We start from the raw sequence: 12,221 nt of genomic DNA on the forward strand, positions 1-12,221 counted from the left end.
ACCTTTGCTCTCTGATAATCCTGTCTAAAATACCAACTCGTGCACGTAGCTGCTCATGTACTTAATCACCTGGCTGCCGGCGCTCGTAAACTCGTAAATATCTGCAAAAGCATAGCGCTTATTATCAGCCATAACCACTTCGCCGTTGACGGCCGCTTCCTTACCATGCGTGATGATATGGTGTATGTGCACTTCGGATGGCTGATGCTGAACCATTTCCTCTAAAAACTTCCCGAAGGCTTCCTTGCCTTCTATGCGGCGGTCGCCATGTATGTCCCAGGTGATATCCTCGCTTACCCCCTTCATTATAGCCGGGATGTCCCCTTCGCCAAATGCTATATTAAAGTCCTTAAGAAAGGCTTTTTTGGGACTGTTAATCCCTAGGTGGGGGGTCGTTATCTTCAGGTCACTCATTATTTTTTAAGGTAAATGTAACGAGTTAGTATTCAATCAATAAGGGGTATGATCAATATAAAGTTTTTGTCTGATTATGCAGAGGCTTCCAACCTTTTTCGATTAAGGTGTGCCTATGCTACAAACACCCTGAACCCCCTATGTACACATACGTATGCCGGGTGCTATGGCTCTCGGCCCTACTAGCTGCATGCACTGGTTGCACCACTCTGTTAAATAAGCAAACGCAAAAAATAACGGTGGGAACGCCAGACAATAAAGGTCTGATTACCATAGGTGACAGTACTTATACTTCGCCTGCCTTTGTTACCGTGACGCGGTCAAAGCAGCCCCTGAGCATTCGTGTACAGCATGACAGTATCGGGAAAACGGTACAGCTACACCCGGCAGTGGAGCGTAAGTTTCTGTTTACCAACCTTTGCTGGACATACCTGGCACCGGCTGCTTATGTGGTCGATCTCACAAATCCCAAACGCTTCCATTACGGCCACACACACCGGATAGACGCAACAGATAGTGTGCAGGATATCTATGTAACCCCTGCCTTAAACGTGAGGCCTTTTTTAAACCAGGAACTCACAGAAGAAAAAGGTAGGTGGGGGGCGGTGATCAGTTTGCCGTATATAAATACATTTTACTTTAGACCCGACACTGAATGGAAGGGCCGCAGTGCGGGCTTTTTTGGTCTGGGGGCAGGTATAGAGTTTAATGACAGGCGCAATCGCTCGCTGCGTCTTATGGCCACTGCTATAACGGACTTTCCTGTATTTGTGCCCGTACCCATATTTTATGAAGGTGACTACCAGACTTACCACGCTTTGTACCTGAGCCTAACCAGGCAGATGTACCTGAACCGGCTGGTACTGGGGTACGGACTTACCTATGGCAGCCATACGTATAGCTATCACTTTGAATGGTGGCCGGCAGAGGACCTGAGGCTTACGCAAAGAGTGGCGGGGCTGGATCTGTTTGGTGGCCTGAAGCTATCTCAGTCTACCACCATTGGCGGACGCTACCGGCCTACATTCTATAAGTTCGGGGAAAGCCTTTACCAGTACGAGAGCACCTTTAGCATCGAGATTGTATTCACTACTTTTTAGATAAAATAAATTACCCCCACCAAAGGAGGGGGTTTTCAATGGTTATTACCCCCAAAGGGGGATAGTCAGTTATCGAATAGCGGGATATCTATATCCCCATCCTCTTTCTTATCTTCCTTCTCCTGATACTTAACATACCGCTTTATCTTTTCTTCATCTATGCCTACCGTACTTACAAAATAGCCTCGTGACCAAAAATGATTGCCCCAATAGGGTTTTCTGCGAAGACTCTTGAAGTTCTTAAACATCATGATCGCTGTCTTACCCTTGAGAATACCCATGAAGTCTGATACACTAAGTTTCGGAGGTATACTACATACCAAATGAACGTGATCTGGCTGAATGTTCAACTCTTCTACCTTGACCTCCTTCCATTCACATATCGTCTTTATCTTATTCTCCAACGTATCTGCAACAATATCACGAAGTATACGGTGGCGGTACTTCGGGGTCCATACTACATGATAGACACAATAGTAAAAGCTATGCGATAGCTTACGATACTTGCTCATTCCACAATATACCCCTACTGGCATAGCCCTCAAACATGACCACCGTCTAAGACGGTGGTTTTAATTCGATTAATAAAAGCCGCATACCTTATGGCTGCGGCTCATTATAAGCTTTGAGGACTGAGTAAGCCTTATGGCATTATGCTGCGCACTGCTGTCCTGCACAATAGGTACACAGATTAGTTTGGGTAAAGATTGTTCCTCCCTTTATTTTAAGGGTATGATTACTGGTCTTGAAACTCTTTACATTGAGATCTTTTAGTGAAATCTTTTTTTTCATAGCTAATAAAAGTTAATAGATAATATCACCCAGTCTGGCACACAAGGTATCATACCTATGGCAGGTCTCCGGGTTTGATAAATACAGACCATATTAAGCCGAATCGTCTTTCTTTACATAGGTGAGTGGTACTTACATACCAGGCTTTATATCAAACCGGCTTGTCGCGTCTATATTACTTAACAAGCCCATATTCTCATTCATATATAACATTGCTTACCAGTGATATAGTAAATACATGCATAATCCCCCCTATTGCCTATGGTACCTGATATAGGCGACCCTATACCTTGGGCAACTACCAGGTATACCTGACCTACTACCGAGGGCAGTCCAAACGGGGATTGGTTTAGTCTTTGAAAGGCGGTTTAGAATAAAAAAAGCCATTCCCAAGAGTTAAGAATGGCTTTGTGGTTGGCTGATTAGTAGCACTGAATAGGAGGACAACCGGTACACAGACCAGTACCACAAAGGGTCTGCTGGGTGGCACCACCTTTGTGGTTTCTCTTATTATCAGTGGTAAAGCTTTCTACGTTCAGTTTCTCTAAAGATATCTTCTTTTTCATAGCATTAGTTGCTTTTAGTTAACAATAATTACATTTTAATGTAAACAATAAAAATGGAATAATCAAATACTAAAAACCTGAAACTATCGATAAAATGGACTTAATAGCAGATAAACGAAATAATTGTATATTCGTATTATACATAAAAAACCAACTAAGTACTATGTAATTAATAAAAACAACATTGAAGTATAATATTTCTATATCTCCAAGACAAACACACAGTTTTATGTATAGTATAACGCCAATGGGTATAGCCTGCTAATAACCCTGGCTGATAATGAAAACGCCCGGCATACAGCCAGGCGTAATTACTTACAGCAAGGTTATTTCGGGTACACCTCACTACTATTTACACTAACTTTATGGCTCGGGGATGTCGCACCCTGGTTTCGGTTAACCTCCTCCCGGAAGTGACCGGATGCTGTTAACTAATCCATACTGTTTTTTGATTCACGAACTCCCGGATACCCAAGTGGCTTAGCTCGCGGCCATAGCCGCTTTTTTTCACTCCGCCAAAAGGTACCTCCGGGGCAGATGCCATCATTTTATTTATATAGACAGCGCCTGACTCTACCTTTCTCACCAAGCGTTTGCCCCGCTCTATGTCACCGGTCCATACCGAGCCCCCTAAGCCGTAGGGTGAATCATTGGCTATGAGCACGGCTTCTTCCTCATCCTTTACCTTAAATACCATCGCCACCGGGCCGAACAGTTCCTCATCATAGGCGGGCATACCCGGCTTCACATCCGTGAGTATGGTAGGGTTGAAAAAGGCTCCTTCCCTGTCGGGCCGGTCACCACCGAGTAGTACCTTAGCTCCTTTATCTACGGACTTTTTCACCTGCTCCAGCAGTTCATTGGCCAGGTCCTCGGTGGCCATGGGGCCATAGTCGATGGCCTGGTCTTCAGGGTCACCGAGGGTAAGTCTCTCCATACCGGAGCGGAACTTCTCCAGCCACTCATCGTAGATTTTTTCGTGTACAAAGAAACGCTTGGCAGCTATACAGCTTTGTCCGCAGTTTTGCATGCGGGCTTTAACCGCGGTGGTGGCCGTTTCTTCCACATCTGCGTCCTCCAGCACGATAAACGGGTCGCTGCCGCCCAGTTCCAGCACTGTCTTTTTGAGCTCTGCGCCTGATTTTTCAGCGACTTTGCTGCCTGCTCCCTCACTACCGGTAAGCGTAGCCGCTTTTACTTTCGGGTTTTCCAGGATGCGTGACACTTTACTTCCGCTGACCAGCAGGGTGGTAAAGCACCCTTCGGGAAATCCGGCCTTGCGGAATATCTCCTCGAGTGCGAGTGCACATCCGGGTACTACGGAGCTATGCTTCAGTATCCCTACATTACCTGCCATAAGGGCGGGTGCGGCAAAGCGGATGACCTGCCAGTAGGGGAAGTTCCAGGGCATGATGGCCAGCACCACACCCATTGGGTCGTACGCTATATAGGCCTCTCCTTCTTCTACCGGCAGCTTTTCATCGGCCAGGAATTTTTCGGCATTGTCTGCATAATAGTCACAGGCCAGGGCACATTTATCCATCTCAGCTTCTGCTTCGCGCTTATGTTTCCCCATTTCGGCGGTCATAAGGCCGGCATAGTGGGCCTTATTCTGTCGTATCTCCTCTGCCGCAGCTTTCATCAGGCGGCTTCTCTCCTCAAAGGTGGTCAGCTTCCAGGCAAGGTAGGCACTATGTGCGCGGCCGATGGCCTCATCTACCTCATGGTCGGTGTGCTCATTATATGTATTATGTATCTTTCCTGAGTAAGGACTTTTGGATTGTATAGGCATAGTTTTCGGGGTTATCGATCTCATTGTAGGCCAGGCCGGCTGCGGTAAGGCTAAGTACGGGGGCTATGAGCACGCCTATTACAGGCACGAACATCATGAGATTAAACATGACGCCATTACCCAGTACCAGACCGTAGTGCCTGTTGATTGACCTCCTGCTCTCCTTGGAACCGAGACCGATGAATTCATTGCGGTAATCCAACATCGAGAAACCGATGAAATAACTCTCTACAATAAAAATGACCGGTGGCACAAACGGGGCAAGCAGAGGCACTACCCAGCCGACGAGTACTAACAGGATGGTTAACCCTATCTCTATGATAAAGTTTATCAACGCAATGGCTATACCGCGCCTTGTGTCGCGCCAAAGGGTGGGCCAGCTAAAGGGCTTATAGTATCCGGTAAGCCGCTCCTGTATTTCCTCGCTAAGAAAGGCCAGTACGGGCGCCATGACCGTAAGCACGAGGTAACGGTATACCTTGAAGCATATGAGCACAAACACTACTCGTATAAGAAAAAGTAATATCACCTGCAGGGCACTACGCCATCCGGTTTCCTCTGCCTCCCAGCCGGTAAGGGCCGTGAGGTAATCTGTGAGATCCGTGGCAAAATATAAAGCCAGCCAAATGGTAACTGAAAAAAGAACCAGATTACACAAAGCGGTACCCCATAGCCAGGGCATAAGCCCGTGTTCTTTTAAAAACCTCCAGGCGGCAGGATATTTTCTGAATCCTACCCAAAACTGACTTAGTACATTCATTATGATCCGGGTGTAGTGATTTGATTGTAAAATAGAACGAAACGGCTTATTAGTGACTGAAATATCATAAAAGAAACCGGCAAAATATGAAGATGAAGGGCGGATAAATGGACAAAAATGGTGTATAGCACTTCATTTTCAGGTCAAATACTTCCTGCTATTTTTCTGGACAGTTAGTTTAATATCATTTACCCTAATCACTTACTATCAGCATTTTATACACCTGACCCCACCCTAGCTGGCGCCCCGTAAACCTGCACAAAATACCGTAAAAGTTACACTGCTGAGATTAGATACACTTACCATGGGTATGAGGTGTAAAGCCTCCATACCTTAGTGATATGAAAATTTTACTTTCGTTGCTACTCTCTGTGACTCTGGTCGCTGGCGCCTTTGCCAAAGAAACAGTTAACGGCAAGGTAATGGAAGTGCGTGAAGGCGACCATTTGGTGATAAGTGTGGGGGACGGCGTCATGGTCAATGTACGCCTGGATGAAATAGACTGCCCTGAACAAGGACAGCCTTTTTTTGATGATGCAAAACGCTTTACTGAAAAGCTGACGCTGGGGAAGGATGTGTCTGTGGAGGTATCTGAAAAGAAAGCCAACGGCACCCTTATCGGAATAGTCAGCCTGGTAAAAAAAGAGCAGGTACTAAATTATGAGCTGGTAGAGGCCGGTTATGCATGGCATATGCAGCAGGGACTTACCTATACGGAGCATACTGATTCTTTGCTGGACCTTATGGACAAGGCACAGGAAAAAGGTAAAGGATTGTGGAAAGAAGGAAACCCGGTAGCCCCATGGGCCTACAGACAGCGCCAGAATATGTACGAAGCTAAAAGTTCTATGGACTGAGCTAACAATTAGCAGATTCAGTCAATCAAACATAGAAATCGCTATTCCAAACTGAATATCGTTTAGCGAACGATAAATTCGCGAAGCTATATATACTGACAGTAACACAATGAAATGCCCGGATTTTATCCGGGTTTTTTCTTTTAATGGGCGTAGATCATTTTCACGGTCATTCCCCCGTCAATCACGAAATTCTGCCCGGTGACAAAGCCCGAGGCTTCATTATCACATAAGTATAAGGCAGCCTTGGCGATATCTTCCGGTTCCCCTACCCTGCCCACTGGGTGCTGCTCTTTATCCACCTCCCTGTGGTTCACCTCTTCTTTTTCAGAAGGCTTCTGCCAGTCGCGCACTTCTATCCATCCGGGACTAATGGCATTGACTCTTACCTTATGCTGCAGGCTTATGGCCAGGGCGTGTGTAAGGGAGGCTATCCCGCCTTTGCTGGCTGCGTAGGCTTCCGAGCCAGGCTCAGACATGAGGTGCCGGGTGCTGCACATATTCAGGATGACCCCCTTACGCTCTTTCAGATCCGGAGCCGCATATTTGCTACACATAAAAGCTCCCCGCAGGTTTACAGCCAGTACACGGTCAAATTCGGCCACCTCTATCTCTTCCAGTGGCTTAAATTCACTCAGGCCGGCATTATTTATCAGCACATCAATAGCGCCATAGCGTGCACGGGTCATTTCCAGCATCTCCTGCACGGAGCCTTCACTGCCCACGTCTGTCTTGATGAAAAATGCCTCGCCGTTCTCTTCCTTAACCAGGCGCTCACAATCGCGGCCGGCTTCCTCGTCCGCTTCAGCGATGATAACATTGCCGCCCGCCCGGGCAAATGCCTGTACCAGTCCACGGCCAATTCCCTGGCCGCCACCGGTGACTATAATGGTTTTATTCTGATAGTGATACATGCGAAGGTAACCTCCGCCGCAGAGGAAGGTTTGGCCCTACAGGGCCAGCATAAGGAGTATATTCACTACTGCCATGAGGCCGCCGAATAAAAGCGAGCAGCGGATACCTTGTGCTGAAAAGCCTGCCACGGCCAAATGGATATAACGGACTATCAGCCCATCTATAAGGAGAATGGACAGCCCTACCAGCAGGTAGGGAAGGGGGAAGCCCAGCATGTTGAGAAGGGGAACCAGCGCGGCGTTGATCAGGGCAATAACAAGCGCCACCAGGAAGTTATCCCCAAACTCACGGATGCGTATACTGTCGATAATGGCAATGATGACCATACCGGCCACCAGATTACCCATAATTTTCAATAGAGCCTCCCACATAGGCGTCAGGGGTTTTCGTCTGATTCAAGATAGCGATCAATGGTTTCTTTCCATTCGGTCTTAGCCATATTTTCCAGCATTACCAGGTTTATCTTTTCCCTGAGGGGGCTACCCTGGGGCAGGGCAATGCCGTAATAAAACTTGTTAAAGACCTGGGGCAACACCTGAAGCTCTTCACTCTTTTTTTCTTTAAGAATGTACTTCAGTACCGGTGCATCATACACGACGGCGTCTATTTCTCCGCTCTCCAGTGCATCCACTGCTTCCACTACATTATCGTATCGGCGGTAGTTTATCTCACGCTTCTGCAGGTAAGCGGCGCTACTGGTGCTGGCCACACTGCCTACCTCTACATTATCGAGGTCCTCAGGGCCATCTACCAAGTGATTCATCTGGTTTATGGTCAGCGAGGAAGCTATGGCGGCCGTAAAGCTGGAAATTATAATCAGGGCCATGAACATCCATACCAGGGCCACTATCCGGCCACCAGTGGTAACGGGTGCCTTATCTCCGTACCCGACCGTGGTCATGGTAACAGCCGACCACCAAAGGCCTTGCGCTATTCCTTTTACCGGCGAACCACCAAATTGTTCACGGTTGGACCGGCGCTCAAAAAGCCACACCAGCAGGCCAAACACCAGTAGGACAAGGAGTAAGGCGCCTACTGCCTTAAAAAAGTCAAGGTTAAAAAAAGCCATAAAAGATTCTATCAGGCTCTTTTCACGCGAGCGGGTGGCTATCCCAAGGCCGGTTTGGTAGTAAGGAAAACTGAAATCAATTACACGCTCCCGGTCTTCGGTAATGGTGATAGCCGCTACGGCGGCGTCTAACTCTCCTGATTCGACCTTTTCGATAAGGGTAGGGAGATCGTACTCTTTGAATGTATAGGTGACCCCCATATGCCGCGCGATATTACGCCAGAGGTCGATGCTCATGCCTTGCCAGTCGCCCTCCTTGCGCATGACAAAGGGGGCTACCTCCTTGGTGCCAATAACTAACTCTCTGTTTAGCAAGGTACTATCCTGCTCTTCCTGGGCAAAAGACAGTGCAGGCACCAGGGCAATAAACATAAATAGGGCTAAGGGTAAAACGTAACGTAGCTGCATAAAATGAAATTATGCCGGATAAAGTGGGTAATTTTTGTGAGATTTGAAAGCCAGTACGCTTTGAGCAATCACACGATATGAAAATAGGCCTGTTATCTGACACCCATAGTTACCTGGACGATAAGATATTCGAATACTTTGACGCATGCGATGAAATATGGCACGGGGGTGACATAGGCAATGTGGAGGTGGCTGACAGGCTGGAAGCTTTTAAACCCCTGAGGGCCGTATGGGGAAACGTGGACGGCCACGACCTCCGGGCCAGATACCCGGAACATATGCGCTGGGAATGTGAAGGGAAGAAGATATACATGACGCACATCGGAGGCAAACCACCAACGTACAACCCTGACGTTCGCCACCGTATGAACGGTAATATGCCGGATATCTTTATTTGTGGGCACTCCCATATACTGCGCGTGATGAAAGACCCCAAACGGCCGGGCCTGCTCTACCTGAATCCCGGCGCCGCCGGTAAACATGGCTTTCATAAGGTAAAGACCATGCTCCGCTTTGACATTGAAGGCGGTAAGATCTTTAACATGGAGGTGATAGAGCTGGGCAAGAGGGGGACGCTGGTTTGATCTGGCTCCTTGTCTTATTTACCTGAAAAAGGGTACTCCCACTCAGTCCGCACCCTTTACCATTCGGAGTGAAATACTGCCCGGTGGGGCACCTTAATTATTTATAGAGGAGGCTGTGCTGCACTTTTGATGCATACTCAGACGCACAGACCAATGAAATCACTCTACCTATCCCTGCTTCTCTTACTTTTTGCGGCATCGACGACGCTGGCACAAAGCCTGGTGGCAGGCACTATTACCGATACTAAAGGCGAATCGCTGCCCGGCGCCAGTGTATACCTCCAGGGCACCTATGATGGCGCTTCTACCGATAGCCTCGGCACCTTTGGCTTTCAAACCTCCGAAGAGGGCGAGCTGACACTTATTATCAGCAGCATAGGCTACCATGGAGAAGGCCAGTCACTTACTTTGCCCGGCAACCACGAAAATCTGCGCATCAGCCTGAAGGAGGACATCTCCCAAATGGAGGAGGTAGTGATCACGGCAGGCGCCTACCAGGCTACTGATGAGAGCCGTGCGGTGGCCCTGAAGCCCATGGACATAGTAACTACGGCCGGGGCCCTCGGGGACATCAGCGGTGCGATACGGAAGCTTCCCGGTACCCAGCCGGCGGCCGATGATGGCAGGCTACTGGTAAGGGGTGGCACGAGCAGCGAGAGCCGCATCTACATAGATGGCATGTCTGTGCAATCACCCTTTGCTACAAAGCTGCCCGCCCTGCCTACCCGCGGACGCTTTAATCCCTTCCTTTTCAAAGGTATCACCTTCAGCAGCGGAGGCTACTCAGCTGAGTACGGCCAGGCACTGAGCTCTGTGCTGATACTAAATACGAAAGACCGCCGGGCAGTGCCTACTACCGAAATAAGCCTGATGACGGTAGGTGCGGGCGCTGCGCACGAGCAGCCCTGGAAAAGGGGCAGCCTGGCCCTGCGTGCGGACTATACTAACCTGCAGCCTTACCAGGGAATGATGAACTCGGAACGAGACTGGCAGAAAGCGCCCCGTGGCTGGAACGGCCAGCTATCACTACAGCAGGAAACGGGAGCGCATGGCCTGTGGAAGACCTTTGCCCAATACAGCAGCAATAAGCTGGCATTTAGGCAGAAAGAGCCTTTCCCCGGTGTGCCTGATGCCCTGAACCTGAAAAATGACTATTTCTATGGACAGACAGGCTGGAGTGGTCGCCTGTCTGACACCTGGAAACTACGGGGCGGGGTGAGCGGCTCCTATAACCTCGATGACTTCATCACAGACCTTGGCAACAGAAGAACTGAGCGAAATGGCCTGCATGCTAAGCTGGTGGCAGAGCACCATCTGCCCCGCCTGTCGCTAACAAGCGGCACGGAATGGCTGGCCGACCGCACCGTGGAATCGCTGAGCCATGACAGTCTTAGTACCTCATCTGAAGTACAGAGCCATACTACGGCTGTTTTTACAGAGGCTCAGTACCGGCTAAGTGGCTCTGTATCTGCCCGCGCAGGCCTGCGTTACCAGCACATGCAGCCGTCAGGCTCACACGGGCTGAGCCCCCGCCTGGGCCTGGCCTGGCAGGCGGGCGAGCATAGTCAGCTATCCGCTGCATATGGCACCTTCTACCAGCAGGCCGAGGCTGAATACCTCTTAGCAGAAAACAGCCTGGCTCCTTATGAGGCTGCGCACTACATACTTAATTATCAGTGGAACAAGAGCGACCGCCTGCTACGTGTAGAAACTTACTATAAAAGCTATGACCGCCTTACCAGAACGCTCTCCGGAATGCCTGAAAACACCGGAGAAGGATTCGCTAAAGGGGCTGAACTGTTCTGGCGTGACCGCGAGACTGTGAAAAACCTGGACTACTGGGTGAGCTACAGCTATACGGACACGGAAAGGACTTACAGTAACTTTCCGGTAGCTGCCACCCCCACATTTGTGAGCAAACATGTGGTATCAGTGGTGGGCAAGTATTTTGTACGGCCGATAAGAACCCAGTTCGGCACCAGCATACAGTATGCCTCCGGCCGACCTTACGATAACCCGGCCACTGAAGCCTTTATGGACGGCCGCACCAAACCAATCTTTACCATAGACCTGAACGCGGCTCACTTAATAAGTGACCAGGTGGTACTCTTTGCCAGCGTCACCAACCTGCTGGGCTATGACCAGGTATTCGGCTACCGCTATGCAGACACGCCGGGGGGTATGCTCAGGCAGGCCATCAGGCCGGATGCACCCCGGTTTGTATTTGCGGGGCTATTCATCACGCTGGAGAAAAAATCAACTGAAGAACTACTTAACCAATTTTAAATATCACGATCATGAAAACCATTCTTACGACTTTACTCGCTATACTAATCACGGGGATGACATACGCAGGCAATTATGAGGTGGCTATGCAAAAAGCCCTTACCCAGCTGAATGAGGCTGACTCACCGGAAGCCTTTACCTCAACCGCACAGGCCTTTGACCGGATAGGCAAGGTTGAGGAGGGTGAATGGCTACCCCAGTATTATGCGGCGTTTTGCTATATTCGGGCAGCATTTGCTGAAGGTGACGTAGCCATCAGGGAAAAACACCTCAACCAGGCTATGGTACATGTGGAAGCCGGACTGGAAAATGAGGACAACAGTGAACTGCAGACCCTGCTCGGGTATGCCAAAATGGGTCAGATTACGGTAGACCCCATGACCCGCGGTCCCCAGCTCACGCCTGAAGTGATGCAGGCACTTGGCAAAGCGATACAAATGAACCCTGAAAACCCCCGGGCCTATATGGTGATGGGTCAGATGAAACTGGGAACAGCCAGGTTTTTTGGTAAGGGAGAGGAGGAAGCCTGCGGATACATCACCCGGGCGCTGGAATTATTCGGGACAGAAGAGGTACCTGAAGGATCTATGCAACCTGCCTGGGGGCAACACTATACGACGCAACTGGCTGGAACGTGTACGGAAATTCTTGCAGAAAAAGGACAGTAATTGAAAAAGC

The 12,221-nt window shown here is 49.2% G+C and carries 13 protein-coding genes; 5 read left to right on the plus strand and 8 right to left on the minus strand.

Features of this window, described 5'->3' with window-relative positions:
- Window positions 1-24: 24 nt before the first annotated feature.
- A complete protein-coding gene (locus tag AB9P05_RS02370; RefSeq protein WP_371907212.1) occupies window positions 25-414 on the minus strand; it encodes a nuclear transport factor 2 family protein in 390 nt (129 codons plus the stop codon).
- A 239-nt stretch (window positions 415-653) separates the two neighbouring features.
- Here AB9P05_RS02370 and AB9P05_RS02375 point away from each other — a divergent pair, with 239 nt between their 5' ends.
- Window positions 654-1,514 (plus strand): hypothetical protein, encoded by an 861-nt coding sequence (locus AB9P05_RS02375; protein WP_371907213.1) that lies wholly within the window; start codon window positions 654-656, stop codon window positions 1,512-1,514.
- A 65-nt stretch (window positions 1,515-1,579) separates the two neighbouring features.
- Here the strand turns inward: AB9P05_RS02375 and tnpA are convergent, their stop codons facing one another.
- The 4 genes from tnpA to AB9P05_RS02395 all read right to left on the minus strand — a co-directional run bounded on the left by tnpA (window position 1,580) and on the right by AB9P05_RS02395 (window position 5,424).
- A complete protein-coding gene (gene tnpA / locus AB9P05_RS02380) occupies window positions 1,580-2,026 on the minus strand; it encodes an IS200/IS605 family transposase (protein WP_371906921.1) in 447 nt (148 codons plus the stop codon).
- Window positions 2,027-2,728: 702 nt separating this feature from the next.
- Window positions 2,729-2,872: a pinensin family lanthipeptide gene (locus AB9P05_RS02385; protein WP_371907214.1), complete on the minus strand. Its 144-nt coding sequence runs from the start codon at window positions 2,870-2,872 to the stop codon at window positions 2,729-2,731.
- Window positions 2,873-3,299: 427 nt separating this feature from the next.
- Window positions 3,300-4,664 carry an NAD-dependent succinate-semialdehyde dehydrogenase gene (locus tag AB9P05_RS02390; protein ID WP_371907215.1) on the minus strand — a complete coding sequence of 455 codons (1,365 nt, stop codon included), beginning with the start codon at window positions 4,662-4,664 and terminating at the stop codon, window positions 3,300-3,302.
- Window positions 4,621-5,424: an EI24 domain-containing protein gene (locus AB9P05_RS02395; protein WP_371907216.1), complete on the minus strand. Its 804-nt coding sequence runs from the start codon at window positions 5,422-5,424 to the stop codon at window positions 4,621-4,623. The genes AB9P05_RS02390 and AB9P05_RS02395 overlap by 44 nt, the downstream gene beginning before the upstream one ends.
- A gap of 341 nt (window positions 5,425-5,765) precedes the next feature.
- On the opposite strand from AB9P05_RS02395, the gene AB9P05_RS02400 reads away from it, so the two are divergent.
- A complete protein-coding gene (locus AB9P05_RS02400; RefSeq protein ID WP_371907217.1) occupies window positions 5,766-6,281 on the plus strand; it encodes a thermonuclease family protein in 516 nt (171 codons plus the stop codon).
- 143 nt (window positions 6,282-6,424) lie between these two features.
- Here the strand turns inward: AB9P05_RS02400 and AB9P05_RS02405 are convergent, their stop codons facing one another.
- The 3 genes from AB9P05_RS02405 to AB9P05_RS02415 are packed head-to-tail and all read right to left on the minus strand — an operon-like array spanning window position 6,425 to window position 8,673.
- On the minus strand, window positions 6,425-7,195 hold the full coding sequence (locus AB9P05_RS02405) for a glucose 1-dehydrogenase (RefSeq protein ID WP_371907218.1): 771 nt from the start codon (window positions 7,193-7,195) through the stop codon (window positions 6,425-6,427).
- Between the two features lie 36 nt (window positions 7,196-7,231).
- On the minus strand, window positions 7,232-7,567 hold the full coding sequence (locus tag AB9P05_RS02410) for a phage holin family protein (RefSeq protein ID WP_371907219.1): 336 nt from the start codon (window positions 7,565-7,567) through the stop codon (window positions 7,232-7,234).
- A 5-nt stretch (window positions 7,568-7,572) separates the two neighbouring features.
- Complete coding sequence (locus AB9P05_RS02415) at window positions 7,573-8,673, minus strand: transporter substrate-binding domain-containing protein (protein WP_371907220.1); 1,101 nt, start codon at window positions 8,671-8,673, stop codon at window positions 7,573-7,575.
- Between the two features lie 77 nt (window positions 8,674-8,750).
- Here AB9P05_RS02415 and AB9P05_RS02420 point away from each other — a divergent pair, with 77 nt between their 5' ends.
- The 3 genes from AB9P05_RS02420 to AB9P05_RS02430 all read left to right on the plus strand — a co-directional run bounded on the left by AB9P05_RS02420 (window position 8,751) and on the right by AB9P05_RS02430 (window position 12,211).
- A complete protein-coding gene (locus AB9P05_RS02420; RefSeq protein WP_371907221.1) occupies window positions 8,751-9,257 on the plus strand; it encodes a metallophosphoesterase in 507 nt (168 codons plus the stop codon).
- 153 nt (window positions 9,258-9,410) lie between these two features.
- Window positions 9,411-11,543, plus strand: a complete 2,133-nt coding sequence (locus AB9P05_RS02425; protein ID WP_371907222.1) for a TonB-dependent receptor domain-containing protein — start codon at window positions 9,411-9,413, stop codon at window positions 11,541-11,543.
- Window positions 11,544-11,554: 11 nt separating this feature from the next.
- Window positions 11,555-12,211: a tetratricopeptide repeat protein gene (locus AB9P05_RS02430; protein ID WP_371907223.1), complete on the plus strand. Its 657-nt coding sequence runs from the start codon at window positions 11,555-11,557 to the stop codon at window positions 12,209-12,211.
- Window positions 12,212-12,221 lie beyond the last annotated feature (10 nt).

This window comes from Roseivirga sp. BDSF3-8 (genome assembly GCF_041449215.1).
Lineage (GTDB): Bacteria > Bacteroidota > Bacteroidia > Cytophagales > Cyclobacteriaceae > JBGNFV01.

Bases quoted from the DNA above. Each gene is read 5' to 3' on its own strand.
- AB9P05_RS02370 (WP_371907212.1), bottom strand. From the start codon at position 414: ATGAGTGACCTGAAGATAACGACCCCCCACCTAGGGATTAACAGTCCC.
- tnpA (WP_371906921.1), bottom strand. From the start codon at position 2,026: ATGAGCAAGTATCGTAAGCTATCGCATAGCTTTTACTATTGTGTCTAT.
- AB9P05_RS02385 (WP_371907214.1), bottom strand. From the start codon at position 2,872: ATGAAAAAGAAGATATCTTTAGAGAAACTGAACGTAGAAAGCTTTACC.
- AB9P05_RS02390 (WP_371907215.1), bottom strand. From the start codon at position 4,664: ATGCCTATACAATCCAAAAGTCCTTACTCAGGAAAGATACATAATACA.
- AB9P05_RS02395 (WP_371907216.1), bottom strand. From the start codon at position 5,424: ATGAATGTACTAAGTCAGTTTTGGGTAGGATTCAGAAAATATCCTGCC.
- AB9P05_RS02400 (WP_371907217.1), top strand. From the start codon at position 5,766: ATGAAAATTTTACTTTCGTTGCTACTCTCTGTGACTCTGGTCGCTGGC.
- AB9P05_RS02405 (WP_371907218.1), bottom strand. From the start codon at position 7,195: ATGTATCACTATCAGAATAAAACCATTATAGTCACCGGTGGCGGCCAG.
- AB9P05_RS02410 (WP_371907219.1), bottom strand. From the start codon at position 7,567: ATGTGGGAGGCTCTATTGAAAATTATGGGTAATCTGGTGGCCGGTATG.
- AB9P05_RS02415 (WP_371907220.1), bottom strand. From the start codon at position 8,673: ATGCAGCTACGTTACGTTTTACCCTTAGCCCTATTTATGTTTATTGCC.
- AB9P05_RS02420 (WP_371907221.1), top strand. From the start codon at position 8,751: ATGAAAATAGGCCTGTTATCTGACACCCATAGTTACCTGGACGATAAG.
- AB9P05_RS02425 (WP_371907222.1), top strand. From the start codon at position 9,411: ATGAAATCACTCTACCTATCCCTGCTTCTCTTACTTTTTGCGGCATCG.
- AB9P05_RS02430 (WP_371907223.1), top strand. From the start codon at position 11,555: ATGAAAACCATTCTTACGACTTTACTCGCTATACTAATCACGGGGATG.